Annotated in this window: 14 protein-coding genes; 9 read left to right on the top strand and 5 right to left on the bottom strand. The window is 43.1% G+C overall.

All coding sequences use genetic code 11. The features are described 5' to 3' along the window. Window positions 1-2,048: acetate--CoA ligase family protein (locus N2317_07390; protein MCX7817316.1), on the bottom strand; the 2,048-nt coding region annotated here is incomplete at its 3' end. 105 nt (window positions 2,049-2,153) lie between these two features. Between N2317_07390 and N2317_07385 the strand changes: the two genes are divergently transcribed. Then, window positions 2,154-2,858 (top strand): cytidylate kinase-like family protein, encoded by a 705-nt coding sequence (locus N2317_07385; protein ID MCX7817315.1) that lies wholly within the window; start codon window positions 2,154-2,156, stop codon window positions 2,856-2,858. 61 nt (window positions 2,859-2,919) lie between these two features. Here the strand turns inward: N2317_07385 and N2317_07380 are convergent, their stop codons facing one another. Then, window positions 2,920-4,800 (bottom strand): GNAT family N-acetyltransferase, encoded by a 1,881-nt coding sequence (locus N2317_07380; protein ID MCX7817314.1) that lies wholly within the window; start codon window positions 4,798-4,800, stop codon window positions 2,920-2,922. A gap of 390 nt (window positions 4,801-5,190) precedes the next feature. Here N2317_07380 and N2317_07375 point away from each other — a divergent pair, with 390 nt between their 5' ends. Both N2317_07375 and N2317_07370 read left to right on the top strand, forming a co-directional pair. Further along, window positions 5,191-6,153 carry an asparagine synthase-related protein gene (locus tag N2317_07375; protein ID MCX7817313.1) on the top strand — a complete coding sequence of 321 codons (963 nt, stop codon included), beginning with the start codon at window positions 5,191-5,193 and terminating at the stop codon, window positions 6,151-6,153. Beyond that, window positions 6,150-6,950, top strand: coding sequence for an alpha/beta hydrolase (locus N2317_07370; GenBank protein MCX7817312.1), 801 nt, complete (start codon window positions 6,150-6,152; stop codon window positions 6,948-6,950). The genes N2317_07375 and N2317_07370 overlap by 4 nt, the downstream gene beginning before the upstream one ends. On the opposite strand, the gene N2317_07365 is transcribed toward N2317_07370, so the two are convergent. The 3 genes from N2317_07365 to N2317_07355 all read right to left on the bottom strand — a co-directional run bounded on the left by N2317_07365 (window position 6,922) and on the right by N2317_07355 (window position 9,743). After that, on the bottom strand, window positions 6,922-7,926 hold the full coding sequence (locus N2317_07365) for a M28 family peptidase (protein MCX7817311.1): 1,005 nt from the start codon (window positions 7,924-7,926) through the stop codon (window positions 6,922-6,924). The two genes, N2317_07370 and N2317_07365, sit on opposite strands and share 29 nt — an antisense overlap. A gap of 105 nt (window positions 7,927-8,031) precedes the next feature. Further along, window positions 8,032-8,850, bottom strand: a complete 819-nt coding sequence (gene panB, locus N2317_07360; protein ID MCX7817310.1) for a 3-methyl-2-oxobutanoate hydroxymethyltransferase — start codon at window positions 8,848-8,850, stop codon at window positions 8,032-8,034. Continuing rightward, window positions 8,847-9,743, bottom strand: a complete 897-nt coding sequence (locus tag N2317_07355) for a DUF2520 domain-containing protein (protein ID MCX7817309.1) — start codon at window positions 9,741-9,743, stop codon at window positions 8,847-8,849. The genes panB and N2317_07355 overlap by 4 nt, the downstream gene beginning before the upstream one ends. Before the next feature lie 108 nt (window positions 9,744-9,851). Here N2317_07355 and N2317_07350 point away from each other — a divergent pair, with 108 nt between their 5' ends. The 6 genes from N2317_07350 to tsaE are packed head-to-tail and all read left to right on the top strand — an operon-like array spanning window position 9,852 to window position 15,850. Beyond that, window positions 9,852-10,487, top strand: coding sequence for an HAD-IA family hydrolase (locus tag N2317_07350; GenBank protein ID MCX7817308.1), 636 nt, complete (start codon window positions 9,852-9,854; stop codon window positions 10,485-10,487). Then, window positions 10,472-11,881: a tRNA lysidine(34) synthetase TilS gene (gene tilS, locus N2317_07345; protein ID MCX7817307.1), complete on the top strand. Its 1,410-nt coding sequence runs from the start codon at window positions 10,472-10,474 to the stop codon at window positions 11,879-11,881. Before N2317_07350 ends, tilS begins: the two co-directional genes overlap by 16 nt. A gap of 60 nt (window positions 11,882-11,941) precedes the next feature. After that, window positions 11,942-13,771, top strand: coding sequence for an ATP-dependent zinc metalloprotease FtsH (ftsH, locus tag N2317_07340; protein MCX7817306.1), 1,830 nt, complete (start codon window positions 11,942-11,944; stop codon window positions 13,769-13,771). Window positions 13,772-13,775: 4 nt separating this feature from the next. After that, the gene (folP, locus tag N2317_07335) at window positions 13,776-14,987 is read left to right on the top strand and encodes a dihydropteroate synthase (protein MCX7817305.1); all 1,212 of its coding nucleotides are present in this window, start codon (window positions 13,776-13,778) and stop codon (window positions 14,985-14,987) included. A gap of 3 nt (window positions 14,988-14,990) precedes the next feature. Further along, window positions 14,991-15,368 (top strand): holo-ACP synthase, encoded by a 378-nt coding sequence (gene acpS / locus N2317_07330; GenBank protein MCX7817304.1) that lies wholly within the window; start codon window positions 14,991-14,993, stop codon window positions 15,366-15,368. Then, window positions 15,365-15,850: a tRNA (adenosine(37)-N6)-threonylcarbamoyltransferase complex ATPase subunit type 1 TsaE gene (gene tsaE, locus N2317_07325; protein ID MCX7817303.1), complete on the top strand. Its 486-nt coding sequence runs from the start codon at window positions 15,365-15,367 to the stop codon at window positions 15,848-15,850. The genes acpS and tsaE overlap by 4 nt, the downstream gene beginning before the upstream one ends. Window positions 15,851-15,857 lie beyond the last annotated feature (7 nt).

The following is a 15,857-nucleotide window of genomic DNA, read 5'->3' as shown; positions in this document are numbered from 1 at the left end:
AGATGTGTATAAGAGACAGCTACTAATGTGTCTATATCCTTTGTTTTTTCCCCGCGAACACCGAGCAAAAGAGGGTAAGACTTCAACTCTCTTATCATGCGGATGATTTCTTTCTTATTTGCCGGAAAAGATCTGAAGCTAATGTCCCGTATTGTTTCCACATAGATACCACCCAGACCACACATAACTATTGGACCAAAAATTTTATCCCTCCGAGCTCCCACAATCATCTCGATGCCTTGCCTTACCATCTTGGTGACCTCTATCCCTTCAATAATAGCCTGAGGTTCTATATACAGACAGTTTCTCATGATGGCTTCATAACCATTTATTACCTCTTGAGCATTCTGCAGGTCGAGGGCAACGCCTCCTACATCACTTTTGTGAATGATGTCGCGGGATATAACTTTTAAAACAACAGGATAACCTATCAAATCGGCGTATTTTACGGCTTCCTCGATGTTCCGGGCAACGAAACTCTGAGGGATGTCTATGCCCACTATGTTCATAATTTCCCGGGATTCTACCGGTAAAAGTAATGAACCTTTTCTTTTGTTTGCATCGAAACATAAATTTTCTATAGCTTTAACATCTATTTCTTTTATGTCATCTGTACCAGGTGGATCACCACGATGGCGACAATAGGAGAACATCGCTCCAAGGGGTGCTACAGCTTCGTACGCATCGTCATAAACCGCAATCCCTCTTCTTTTTAAGGTGCTGATGTCGCGTGCCGTACTTTCTCCTCCCAGTAAGGCGAAAGTCATAGGTTTTCCCGCTGATCTAGTTTGTGTAACATTGGATAGAATCATATCTGCGAGATTCTCTTTGTCGAAAACAGCAGTTTCACAATAAAGTCCTATAATGGCATGAATTTCTTCGAGGCTTTTTCCTTTTTCAAATGCGGCGTCGTAGTCTTTAGATTTTGCTTCTGCAGTCAAGTCAATGGGGTTTTTTGTGGAACCGTAAGGAGGAACTATGGTAGAAAACGCCTCTCTGAGGACTTTAGGGTTATCATAGAGGTGCACTCCGTATTTTTCGCAGGCATCGGCGGCAAGCACACCAATGCCACCGCCATTCGTGACGATTAACGTGTTTTCCCCTTTGGGGAGAGGATTATGTGAGAAGAAATTACACCACGAAAACGCATCTTTGATGCTCTCGGCGCGCAAAATACCACATTGCCTTGTTATACAGTTAAAAACTTCATCGGAACCGGCAAGGGAACCGGTATGAGAGGCTGCAGCAATTGCACCTTTTTTAGAGCGGCCTGATTTTATAACTATAATCGGTTTTATTAGAGTAGCCCGTTTCACCTTTTGAATAAACTTTTCTCCATTCTTTATACCTTCGATATACATTAAAACCACTTTTGTCTGATCCTGGTATATGAGATACTCCAAAAGATCTGCTTCATCTATATCGGCTTTGTTACCGATGGAAACCATCGCAGAAAGCCCCATATTTTCAGAGGCCGCTTTACCACTAATAGCAAGCCCGATTGCACCGCTTTGGGTGATGATACCTACACTTCCGGGAGTGATATGTTCAAAACCGAATGTGCAGTTGAGAGAGGATGCGGCTGAGTAGAGACCAAAAATATTGGGACCAAGTATCCCCATGCCATGATCTTTGGCGAAGGAAACAATTTTTTCCTCTTCTTTTGTGTTTCCGATTTCAGAAAACCCTGATGTTATTATGGCTACGAATTTGACCTTTTTTCTGGCACAGCTTTGAATGGCATTGAAAACTTTAGGTGCAGGAATGCAAATGCATGCAAGATCTATTTCCTCTTCAATATCCTCAATTGTTTTGAACATCTTAATTCCCTGAAGTGTCCCCCCAGCGGGGTTAACAGGAAAAACTTTACCTCTAAAACCCCCTGACAAAATATTCCTTACGAGATTGTAACCGATCTTTCCTCTTGATCGTGATGCACCAATTATCGCTACATTTCTCGGTTCGAATAAAAATCTAATATCGCTATTCACGGAAATAACCAAAGCATAAAAAGGATTCTTCAAAAGCAAGATTTTTTTATCATGCAAACGATATTCAGGTCTACCAAAATCTTTTTCTTTTTGCTTTTCGCACTGAGCTGGTATATAGAGACGCCCAGATGGCGATTTATTATATGCAAGAGGAGGTTTAAAATGGAGAGAATCCATTCAGCCGCACGTTCCCTGGAAAAGATTGTAGAAGAACAGGTAAAGAGATGGCAGGTGGAGCAGAAGAAAAAATACAAGAAACCCATAAGACCAGTCATTACTATGTCAAGACTTCCAGGTGCGGGAGCGCAAAACATAGCTAAACTCCTGGTAGAAGATTTAAAAATAGATTTTTTTGATAGCGAAATTGTGGAAATGATAGCCAAGAACGCCCAGGTGAGTGAGAAAATTGTGCGCACACTTGACGAGCAAGATCGCTCGATCTTTGACGAGTGGATCCATGCCCTCAGTGAGAGACACCTGTGGTCCGATGAATATTTCGATCAATTAACTAGGGTAGTCAACAGCATTGGAACGCATGGTTATGCCTTAATCATGGGGCGCGGGGCAAGTTTTATCCTACCGAAAGAGGTGTGTCTCCGGGTTTTGGTCGTAGCGCCACTCTCCGTTCGTATTGAAAATGTAATGAGAAAATATAATGTATCCGAGGCCGAAGCCAGGAGGGAAGTTTTAAGAACGGAGGCTAATCGCAGAGCTTTTATAAGGAAATATTTTAATGCTGAGATGACAGAACCAACGAACTACGATCTTGTAGTTAACACGGAAAACCTGCAGCTCGATGCGGCGGTCAAGGTAATCAAAGAGGCTTATAATTCCCGTCAGTGGTACAATTATAACCTAAGAAAGTGATGATGTTTTAGAGTTTGTATTCGAGAAACCGCAGTACCCATAGCGGTTTCTTTTTTATTTTTTACTGCTGATCTCTGAACATCATTTTAAGTTCTGTTATGCCCGCCATGGTTCTGCGCTCAATTATGAACCCGCCCTTCTCGAAGACGTGCAACATTGGCAGATTGTCGGAGAATACCTCGGCTGTGAAACCCAACAAACCCTGTCTTTTTGCCAGATAAGTAAGATAGGAGAGTAATTCTGTCCCGATGCCCTGGTTCTGGTAATCATCTCTTACTGCGAAGGCTACTTCTGCTGTGTGGGTTTCCTCGTCAATGTAATATCTGCCCACACCAACGATTTTTTCTTTCCCCGTTTCACCTATAACGGCCAAGATTGCCATTTCCCGTGTGTAATCTATGACTACCAAATCTTGTAATCTCTCATGGGGCATGTCGTATCTTGCTGTCATAAATCTCCGGTAGAGGCTCAGATCAGAAAGGGAATGAATAAAGTCCTTTAAAAGGGGTTCATCGCTTATCTTTATGGGTCTGAAGAACAGTGTTAAACCCGTCTTAGTTGTTCTGTAAGTTTCCAGCTCCTCTGGGTACATCCCCCTTTTTCCAGGGATGAATGCTTGATCACGGAATATTAGACCGGCTTTCTTTGCCTCTGCAATGAGCCATGGACGAAATTTGGGATGGGCTATGGCGATGAGTTCCATCGCCCTTTCTCTGATATTTTTACCGTGTAGATAGGCAATACCAAATTCTGTAACTACGTAATGAATATCTCCCCGGATCAATGTCACACCTGCCCCCTCCTTTAGGTAGGGAACGATGCGAGACACACTACCGTCTGCTGCTGTAGATTGAATGGCGAGAATACTTTTTCCTTTTTTAGCCATAGTGGCACCGCGCATGAAATCCGCCTGTCCTCCAATACCGCTGTAAAACACTTTTCCTATAGATTCGGCCGTTGCCTGTCCCGTGAGATCAATCTCCAAAGCGGCATTTATGGCCACCATTCTCTCCTGCTGAGCTATAATTAGTGGGTTGTTTGTGTAATCAATCGGGTGGAACTCAACGGCGGGGTTGTCGTGCAGGAAATCATACGTGGAACGTTTACCCATACAGAACGTTGCCACTGTTTTTCCGCGATCGATTGTTTTACGGGAGTTGTCTATAACACCCATTTTCATTAACTCTACTACACCGTCGCTAATTAGCTCGGAGTGAATTCCCAGGTGTTTCTTATCGGTAAGATTTGTTAGTATGGCATTTGTCAGACTTCCATAGCCTATTTGTAGAGTGTCACCATCTTCAACGAGCTTTGCGATATGCTTGCCTATCCTTTGCACCACTTCTGTTTCAACTTTTGGGGAGTATTCGAGGAGCTCTTCATCATGAGGGACAATGAAATCCACATCGTTTATGTGGATAAATGTATTTCCATGAATCCGAGGCATACGAGAATTGACCTGTGCAATGACGAGTTTGGCCTTTTCCACGGCAGCCATTACTATATCCACGCTTATCCCCAAACTCATGTATCCATGAAAGTCTGGAGGGGAAGTTTGAATTAAGGCCACGTCAATTCTAAGCAGATCTTGATAGATCAAACTTGTAACCTGATGGAGAAAAATGGGGGTATAATCGGCTAACCCTCGGTTAACAGCTTCCCGGGTAGTATCTCCTATGAAAAAGGAGTTGTGGCGAAAGTTCGCTTTAAATTTTTCCTGTGTGTACGGTGCTACACCAAGGGTACGAACGTGGATAACCTCGGCATCAAAAATAGCTTTCGGTTTAGACTCTACATAACTTACCAAGCGATTAACGAGGTATTGGGGTTCTGCACAGGCCGAACCTATAAATATAGTATTACCCCTGCGTATATGACTGAATATTTCATCCTCACTGGCAAATTTGTGGGGATAGACTTTTCGCCAGTAATCCATCGGCATGATCAATACTCCCGAATGAAGCTAATCTAGTGTAAGAATAGCAAATGCGAGTGAAAAAAGCAAAAAAATGGTGGGGATTTTAATTTTTTGAGAATGTATCATACGTAGAACATTTGCAGAAATAATACTGTGTTGCTCTTTGTGATTAATGCTTGCTAGTGTCATGTGCGTGTTTAGGTGTCAATCACGACAACGAGTTACTGCGCTGTGTGGGAAAAACCAGAGTAGGGGAAATCGTGCCTCATCACAAGTAGGGTTTCGGGAGAGTTGTGAGTAGGGGATATAATGCAGTGGACTAAACTTTTTTTTATCTTGCCATACTTTTAAAACTTCTTTAAGTGTATCCCATGTGTATGAAGTGAAGTACGACTACGGAGGAAAAAAACAGAAATGATAACCGAGATATCAGCAGATAGACTTGATCCTCAAAAGTTTATAAAGGAGAAAATTGAGGAAATCAGAGCTGTTGTGGGTAATGAAATGGCAATAAACGCCCTTTCAGGTGGAGTGGATTCATCGGTGGTTACCCTTCTTGGTCATCGAGCTCTGGGGAGTCAATTGCGGACGGTGTTCATTGAAAACGGCTTAATGAGGGAAGGCGAAAGTGAGAGAGTTGTCCAACTCTTTTCAGCATTAGGCGTTAATGTTGAAGTTGTGGAAGCAAAAAACAAATTCTTTGACGCACTTCGAGGCATTAAGGATCCAGAAGAAAAGAGAGAGGCGATAACCCAAACTTTTTATCGTCGAGTTTTTGGGAAAATTGTAAGAGAATCCGGGGCAAAATTTCTTCTTCAGGGCACGATCTTGACTGATGTGGAGGAAACTGTGGCGGGCATCAAGAGACAGCACAACGTTTTTGAACAATTGGGTATAAATCCAGAAGAGGAATTTGGATATAGAATAATAGAACCTCTGATTCAACTTAGAAAGGATGGTGTTAGAAAAGTAGGTAGGGCCCTCGGACTTCCACCGGACATTTTTGAGAGGATACCTTTCCCAGGCCCAGCCCTTGCGGCGAGGATCATAGGAGAGGTCACACCGGAAAGGGTAGAGATAGTAAGAAAAGCAACGGCCATTGTTGAGAGTATACTCCGAGAGACCAAAGCTTTTCAGTACATGGCCATCCTTCATGAGGACAAGGTAACAGGTATGATCAATGGTAAGAGAGAATTCGGGTATCAGATAGAAGTCCGTTGCTGGGACAGTTTAGATGCTAGGGTGGCGAACCCCACTCGACTATCTTTTGATTTACTTGAGAAAGTAGCTTCAGAGATTATTTGCAGTATACCTGGGGTTGTGAGTGTGACCTACAACATTGCCCCGAAACCACCATCCACCATTGAAGCGGTATGAGAAGGAAAGCACTGAGATTCTCGGTAAATGAGATTGAGCTTTACGGTGAATTTCTGTTACCGGAAGATGATCTCAGCTACGAGAAAAAGACATTTTTAGTTTTTCTCCATGAAGGACTGGGTAGTGTTGGTCAGTGGAAGGATTTCCCTGATCAGCTTTGTGAAAAAACAGGTCTTCCCGGTTTTGTTTATGACCGGTGGGGATACGGGAAATCCTCGTACTGTCCGGCACCCCGAACGGTAGATTATCTTCACAGAGAAGCGATCGACTTTCTACCCGTTGTGCTTAATAGAGTGAACATCGAAAAGCCCATCCTTATAGGTCACAGTGATGGTGGTTCTATTGCACTTATTTACAGTGGGGTTTATCCTGATGCTGTAAAGGGTGTAATCACGGAAGCTGCCCATGTTTTCGTGGAGGAAGTAACCCTTAATGGAATAAGAGAGGCGGTTAAGATCTATGAGAAAACGGATTTAAAGAAGAAACTTGCTAAGTATCACGGAGAGAAAGCAGAGGTAGTCTTCCGTGGTTGGTCGGAAACCTGGTTGTCCTCTGATTTTCGTGATTGGAATATTGAGAATTTCCTTAGAAGTATAAAAGCTCCTCTTCTCGTAATTCAGGGAAGGGATGATCAATACGGTTCACCTTCTCAGGTAGAGGCAATTGTCCGAGGGGTATCCGGAATGGCGGAACCATTGCTAATAGGTGGGTGTGGGCATATTCCCCATTTCGAAGCTAGAGATATAGTTCTTAATGCTATGTGTGGCTTCATCGAAAGGATTCTGAAAGCCTCTTGACCAGGTGTACCAGGTTATGAAGCAGTACCTCCATCCTGAAAAAGTCAAGCGTTTCTATCCGATCACCGGGCGTGTGGTAATAGGGGTTCCGATAGAAGGCTGTGTCCGTTATCATGCATGCGGGATATCCGAACTTCCAGAACGAACGGTGGTCCGAGAAGTCAACCCCCGGTATGATGCTCAATGTACTTAATGTTGCTACGGGCAGTGTTTTCCTCTCTTCTAAAAGGTTACTTACTGTTTCAACTAGCAGACGAGATTTAAGATTACCGACAACAGCGATAAAATTGGGTTCAGAAGGATAAAAATAGGACATGAAAGGAAGAGGGAAACTTTGACCACCTTTATCGTCACGAAAATAGCCCACCATTTCCAGACAAATCATTGCTATTACGTTTTCTCCACGTTCCTTTAGGCTTTTCGCGTAGATGAAGCTGCCCATATGCTCGGACCGAAAAACAGGAGGTTCCTCGAGGGCAAAGAATACGAAGTTTAAGGTTCTTTTGGGTGAGAATCCCTTGAGAAGACGGCATATCTCCAGGAGAACCGCCACACCACTGGCGTTATCATCAGCCCCGGGGGTACCGTATACGGTATCGTAATGAGTACCGAAGATAACAGTTTCATCTCTGAAAACCGTCCCAGGTATTGTTGCTATGATGTTGCTAAAAGGCAATTCGTTGTAATAAAAAGTCTGCAATTCAACCTTATAGCCCATAAGTTCGAGTTCTTTGGTGATGTAATCTCTGGTTTGACATAGTTTTTCGTATTCATAAACGCTCCTAGAACCTATTTTTTCCGCGAGGACACTCACATGACGGTATATGTGAAGGTGTCGAACATACTCGTTGGTAGTTGTAACAGGAGCGGGTTTGAACTTCACTTTGCCCAGTGAGTATAAGAGATAGAAAAGCAGGATGACAAAAATGGAACAGAAAATAAATATAAAGATTTTGTAAGAGGGTATAACCCTCATACACCCCCATCCATTGCCCTGTAACTGAAAGTTCTGTTACCCTTTTTCTATGGAGAGATAATCATTCACTCCAAAAGCGCACAAGAAACAATAGTGGTTAATCATTTACAGAAATGAGTGGGCATCATCCGGAAATGTCCCCCTTTTTACCTCATCGATGTATGTTTTCACCGCTTCTTTTATCTGGATATTCAAATTGGCATATTTTTTAACGAATTTTGGTGTAAACCTTTCAAACAACCCTAACATGTCATGGACAACGAGAACCTGCCCATCGCAGTGAACGCCCGCACCTATGCCAATTGTGGGGATGCCGATATTTTTCGTAATCTCTTCTGCCAATCCCTTTGGCACACATTCCAGGACGAGGGAGAATGCGCCCGCTTCTTCAAGTATCTTAGCATCCTCCATGATTTTTTTCGCCACTTTCTCCTCTTTGCCCTGTACTTTATATCCCCCCAGCTGATGTACTGACTGGGGTGTCAAACCCAGATGAGCCATGACGGGTATGCCCGCTTGGGTGATCTTGAGTACCGTTTCCGCCACCTCTCTGCCCCCCTCGAGTTTTACCGCCTGAGCACCACCTTCCTGTAAAAAACGACCGGCGTTGCGAACAGCGTCTTCAACGGAAGCCTGGTAAGACATAAAAGGCATATCACCCACAACCATAGCACGCTTGGTCCCTCTGACAACTGCCTTTGTATGATGTATCATCTCGTCCATTGTAACAGGTAAGGTGCTATCGTAACCGAGTACCACCATTGCGAGTGAGTCACCTACAAGGAGTATATCTATGCCGGCTTCATCGAGCACCACGGCAGTTGGATAGTCGTAAGCTGTAAGCATGGTGATTTTTTCACCTTTTCTCTTCATCTCCCGTACTGTGGCCGTAGTTACCCTTGTGATTTTAGCTTGTGTACTCATAGTACCTCTCCTTTTAGTTTTCTTTTCAAAAGGGTGGCCTTCTCTTGAGAGATAGACCCCTTTTTGAGTGCCACATCAACTGTTTGCTCCCCAAGAATCCGATAAATTTCTAGGAAAGCCGGCAATTTTTCCTGAAGCGCCCTAATATGCCTATCTACGGTACCTGTATCACCACGGGCAATTGGTCCAGTGAGGGCCTTAACAGTTCCCCATGTCTCTATGTTCTTTACAGTCCCCCTAACAAGGGGCCAGAAAGCACGCAGAGCCTCTTCCTCTGTTAAACCCAGCTTTTTATATATGCTCTCTCCCACATGCATTAACGTTACGAGAAAATTGGACACCATGCATGCAGCAGCGTGGTACAGTGGTTTGTTTTCATCGGATACGTAGAAAGGTACCCCTCCCAGATCCTTAACGAACGCCTCTGCCCACAGTTTGAGATGTTCTTCACAAGTTATTCCAAAAGTGCTTCCAGGCAGGTTAGCTATCGCTGTTTCTACATCTGCAAATGCCTGAAGTGGATGGATGCAAGCTATATCTGCACCACTGTTTTTTGCTGTTTGTAGAAGGGATAGAGATCCAGCACCACTTAGATGTATAACCTTATTACCTTTGCCTATTGCGCCTGAGGATGAGATTTTTTTACATACCCCTTCGATTTCATCGTCAGGTGTGGCAATAATTACAACTTCCCCGCGACTTGCGGCCTCGGCAGCGCTTGTGGCAACCGTTCCACCGGTGTAGGGCAGGGCCTTCATTACCGATTGGGTTGATCTACTGTAGACAGCTGCAATTTCGTACCCGGCATTTCTCAAGAGAAAACCCATTGCAGGTCCTACTTTACCCAAACCTATGATGGAAATTAATTCTTTTTTAGAAGTGTTCGTATTCACCTTTGTATCCAAATAACGACTTTGGATCAGCTATTTACTAGCTTCCAATTGAAATGCTATTTGTATATACAGTAAAGAAAACTTTAAAACAATTCAAATATGAGGTCTGTGGATCTTCTTATTTTTGATTTAGATGGAACCCTTGCATATACAGGGAGGGACATAGCGAAGAGTGTTAATTACACGCTACGATCACTGGGCTTAAGGGAGATAGAAGAGGAAAAGATCTTGAGCTTCGTCGGAAATGGTGTGCGTAATCTGTTGCTTCGTTCACTGACGGAAGAACACATCCATTTTCTCGATGAAGCCTTGCGTATATTTAAAGGTTATTATTCTGAACATCTTCTTGACAGTACTGTTCTTACGCCTGGAGCGAGGGAGTGTTTGGAGTTTTTCAGGGATAAGATAAAGGTGATATTAAGCAATAAAGATGTGTCTTTTATTGATAGGGTTATAGCAGGGTTGGGGATAAAAAGTTTTTTTGATGATGTTATAGGTGGTGATACTTTCCCCTACAGAAAACCTGATCCTCGTGTTGTTGAGTACATTCTGGCAAAGTTCAAAATTGAGCCAAAAAAGGCCATCATTATTGGTGATGGTCCCAATGACATTATTGCGGCAAAAAATGCCGGAGTGTTGTGTTGTGCTTTTTTGAATGGGCTAACAAAAAGGGAGGATTTGCTTTCTTTAGATCCAGATATTACGTGTGAAAATCTTGGAGAGTTACGGTGGTTGATTCAGTGAAGTTGCCGATAAAAGTCCGGAAAACGATAGAAAAGTACTCGATGTTGCAGAAAAACGATCGAATAATTGTGGCCGTTTCGGGGGGGTGTGATTCAGTGGCTCTTCTGCGGATTCTGTACGAATTTTCAAGCGACTGGAATTTGTTCCTCATCGTGGGACACCTGAACCATGGGATTCGTAAAGAGTCTGAAGTAGAAGAAGATTTTGTTCGTAACCTTGCACGTTCTCTAGAGCTCCCCTATGAGGTCGAAAGGGTAAATGTAATAAGTTATGCGAAGGATCATGGATTGTCCGTGGAGATGGCGGGACGAGAACTCAGGTATCGATTTTTGCTGGCGCTTGCTTCTCGTTACGGTGCCAGCAAAATAGCTCTCGGTCACAACCAGAATGATCACGTTGAGACCATACTACTTAATTTGACGAGGGGGAGTGGTATAGAGGGTTTGAGAGGTATCCAGCCCGTTCGGGATGGAATGATCATACGTCCCTTAATCTTTTGCACAAAAATGGAGATCCAACGTTATCTTGAGTCTCTCGGTATCTCTTACATGATTGATTCCTCGAATAGAGATATGAGATACACACGGAATCGTATAAGAAATGTACTAATACCGGTGATGAAACAGAATATCAACCCCAGAATAGAAGAAGCGCTTTATAGACTTTCCCGAATAGCAGCATCCCAGGATGATTTTATCAGGAGTTGTTCTCTGGAGGCACTCGAGAAAGTACGTGTGAAAACAGAAGAATCAGCCATAATTATATCAACTGAGGGACTGGCTAAGCTTCACGAGGCTATTCAAGGAGGTGTGATTCGTCTGATTCTCGAAAATATGAGCCCAGGAGGTAAGGGTATTTATTGGATTCATGTGAATTCTGTTAAGAAACTTGCCTTAGCAGAAAAATGTAGCGGATTTCTGAACATGCCTCATGGTATTACGGTGGAAAAGCGCCGTGGTTCACTAGTTTTTATACCTCCAGGACAGGAATTTAAAGGTGAGTGTTTACCTTACGAATACTCTGTAGACTTACCCTGCGAGATTTTTATACCTGAAGCAAATGTAAAAATGAGTCTTAGAATATTTAAGGGAAAAGTTTCAGCGGAGGAAATGAAAAGAGACAAAAGGTTGGCCTATATGGATCTTGATTCAATAGACCCACCTCTAAAAGTGAGGAATAGAAGACCCGGAGATGTATTTCATCCTCTGGGTATGGAAGGGCGAAAAAAGCTAAAAGATTTTTTTATAGATGAGAAAATAGATAAGCTGCAGAGAAACTTTATTCCGTTGTTAACAGATATGAAAGGTATAGTATGGGTGGGGGGACTAAGAATTGATGAAAGAGTTCGTATCCGTGATACCACACAGAACGTACTTAAAGCAGAAATTATTTGAATAATTGCTTGGTTTGTTGTAGTAAATCATATTTGTAATAAATTTTTGAGGGAGAAAAAGGTGAATACCTTGCAAAAGAATATAGCTCTCTGGTTGGTCATTAGTCTCGTGTTCGTGCTCATCTATCACATGTTTAGTCAACCGAGGAAAAAGGTGGAAAACCTTGTTTACAGCGATTTTCTTGCCTTTGTTGAAAGAGGTCAGGTCAGGGAAGTAACCATTCAAGGGGAAAATATTTCTGGCAAACTTATCGATGGACGGAATTTCAAAACCTTTATGCCCCGCGATGCTGATCTTATACCGACCCTTTTGGATAAGAAAGTCCGTATCGCAGCGAAACCTGCAGAGGATTCCCCCTGGTACATGACAATCCTAATTTCTTGGTTTCCTATGTTGCTCCTCATTGGGGTTTGGATCTTCTTCATGAAACAGATGCAAAGTGGTGGAAGCAAAGCGATGGCTTTTGGGAAGAGTCGTGCTCGGTTGTTAGTAGACAAGTCAAAAAAGGTTACCTTTGACGATGTGGCCGGTATTGATGAAGCAAAGGCCGAACTGGAAGAGGTTATTGAGTTTCTTAGAGACCCCAGGAAATTTACCCGTCTTGGAGGGAGAATTCCAAAAGGTCTGCTTCTCGTTGGGCCTCCGGGTACGGGAAAGACACTGCTTGCCCGTGCTATTGCAGGGGAGGCGAATGTTCCGTTTCTATCGATAAGTGGGTCTGACTTTGTAGAGATGTTCGTGGGTGTGGGTGCTTCTCGTGTTCGTGATCTTTTTAACCAGGGGAAAAAAAACGCACCATGTATCATTTTTATCGACGAGATAGACGCTGTCGGTAGGCAGAGAGGTGCAGGTCTTGGGGGTGGGCATGACGAAAGAGAACAGACTTTGAATCAGCTCCTTGTGGAAATGGATGGATTTGAGTCAAATGAAGGCATAATTGTAATCGCAGCTACAAACAGACCGGATGTGTTGGATCCCGCTTTACTACGCCCAGGGCGTTTCGATCGCCAGATAGTTGTTCCACTGCCTGATGTAAAGGGTAGAGAAAAGATCCTTGAAGTTCATGCGAGGAAACTTCCTCTTGCGGATGATGTGGATCTAAAGTTGATAGCCCGGGGCACACCGGGGTTTTCGGGAGCTGACATAGAAAACCTGGTAAACGAAGCAGCGCTTCATGCGGCCAGGGAAAACAAGGATAAAGTATCCTTAAGTGACTTTGAATATGCAAAAGATAAAGTTCTCATGGGGACAGAGAGAAGGAGCATGGTTATTAATGAAACGGAAAAGAGAAACACCGCTTACCATGAATCAGGACATGCGCTAGTTGCGCGGAAACTTCCAGGTACGGATCCTATTCATAAGGTAACAATTATTCCCAGGGGAAGGGCTTTGGGACTTACACAGCAACTTCCCCTTGATGAGAAGCATACATATTCAAGGGAGTATCTTCTTAATAACATTGCCATTCTCCTTGGCGGTAGGGCTGCAGAAGAATTGGTGCTAAAAGATTTTACTACCGGGGCTGGTAATGATATTGAGAGGGCTACAAATCTCGCTCGTAAGATGGTGTGTGAATGGGGTATGAGTGAGGTCATGGGGCCGCTTAGTTTCGGCAAGAAGGAGGAGCAGATATTCCTTGGAAGAGAACTGGCTATTCACAAGGATTACAGTGAAGAAACCGCAAGGAAGATCGATGCGGAAATTACACGTTTAGTTAATTTGGGTTACGAGAAGGCAAAGCGAATTATCCAGGAAAACATCGATGTACTTCATCGCCTTGCCCAGGAACTCCTTGAAAAAGAAGTTCTTAACGCGGAGGATATCGACAGAATTATATATGCTCATAAACATGAGCAAGACCAAGTGAGAGAACAACAGCTTGTGAGTTGATATTTTGAAAGTCTTTAATTCCCGCTTGATTTTCTTTACATCACAAGAGGAATCCCTTCAGATTTTTGAGCGTATAGGGGTCGACTCGTATGGCATATCAGCTATGATGCCTAAGACATCCCATTTTAATATATTCATAGAGAGTATTCCCTGCTATGTTGCTAACATCCTGAAACAGGAAATGCTCTCCATAGGCGGTGATGCCGCTGTTAATAGACAATCGGTTTCCTGCAAGGTTGAAAAAACCGATTGTCTCATCATGGGAACGCGAAAACAGTTGGTTCGCCTTATTGAGAAGCTTATGTTGCAGCCTTCTTTTCTTAGGGGGGTTGCTGAAGAAGTGAAACAGTTGCTTGAGAATGTTGATAGAAAAGAGTTCGTTTTTAAAACTTCACGGAGGGAAATTCAGATTGGCTGTCGGACACTAGTAATGGGTGTTCTTAACGTGACCCCAGATTCTTTCTCTGATGGTGGCAAATACCTTAGCGCTGAGAATGCAATTCGTCATGGGTTGAGGATGGCGGATGAGGGTGCAGATATTATAGATGTTGGTGGCGAATCTTCAAGACCAGGGGCGGAACCTGTTACGGCGGAAGAAGAGAAGAGGAGAGTATTGCCAATAATAGAAGCTTTAGCAAAGAAAGTAAACGTTCCTATTTCTATCGACACTACAAAAAGTGAGGTAGCGAAAGCAGCTATCGATGCAGGAGCGGAAATTGTTAATGATATAAGTGCCATGAATTTTGATCCAGAAATGGTAAAGGTTATCCATGATACCGGAGCTGGGGTGATTCTCATGCACATGCGAGGAAGACCCAAAGATATGCAGAAGGGTGATCTTACATACTTCGATCTCATTGGTGAAATACTTGGGTATCTTCGTGAAGCGGTCGAGAAAGCAAAAGGTTTTGGGGTACCAGAGGATAACATTGTAGTCGATCCCGGTATTGGATTTGGGAAAAAGCCGGAGGATAATCTGAAAATATTGAAACATTTGCGGGAGTTTAAGTCACTTGGTAGACCAGTTATGATTGGTACATCAAGGAAATCATTTATTGCTAAGATCACAGGGCAGGATTCGCCTGAGGAGAGGATTGAAGGTACGGCAGCATCGGTAACTGCTGCGGTTCTTCAGGGGTGTAACATAGTAAGAGTTCATGATGTGGCCTTTATGAAAAGAGTTGTTGGTGTGGCTGATGCGATAAGGGCAGCGTAGGTTATGATAGTGGGCAGTGGGATAGACATTGTAAGTGTACGTAAAATAGATAGAATTATCGCTCACTGGGGTGAAAAATTTGTTGAGAGAGTTTTTACAGAGAATGAGATAAGATACTGCAGAAGTCGAAAACGTCCTGCGGTTCATTATGCAGCCCGCTTTGCAGCTAAAGAGTCCTTCATGAAAGCTTTAGGAAAGGGGTTCTCAAGCGGCATCAGTTTGAGAGAAATTGAGGTGATGAGAGATGAGAGAGGTAAACCTTTTCTTGTATTTTACGGAAGAGCTTCAATGATAGTGGAGCAGAGCGGTGTTTCATTTATACATTTAAGTTTGACCCACACAGAGGAATTTGCAGTGGCAATGGTGATACTAGAAGCATGATTGGAGAAAAGTTTAGAGTAGCCATCTTCTCAGCCAGTCCCGGGGACACATTTGAGATAGGAAAGAAAATAGGATCCAGAATGGAAAAGGGCGATATTATTGCGCTCATAGGGGAACTTGGAACGGGGAAGACTCTTCTTACGTCTGGTATAGCTCGAGGTCTTAACGTGCCTGATATTTATCCAATTGCGAGTCCTACATTTACCCTCATCAACGAATACCCTGGCAGATTACCTCTTTATCATTTTGATGTTTACCGACTGGATAATCACCGTGCACTTGAAGATGTAGGTTATGAAGAGTATTTTTATGGTGAAGGTGTTGTAGTTATTGAATGGGCAGAAAAGATAATAAGTATTCTCCCTGAAAATGCAATATACGTTGAGCTAATTTATATTGATGAGAACAGCAGAGATTTGATTATCTCTGGTAAAACAGATAATGTAAAGCGATTAATACAAGACATCTATTTAGGAGGATAATGTTAAA

The sequence above is a fragment of the Syntrophales bacterium genome, assembly GCA_026417625.1.
Classification (GTDB): Bacteria; Desulfobacterota; Syntrophia; order Syntrophales; family UBA8958; genus JAOACW01.
This window is presented reverse-complemented; position numbering and strand designations above follow the sequence as displayed.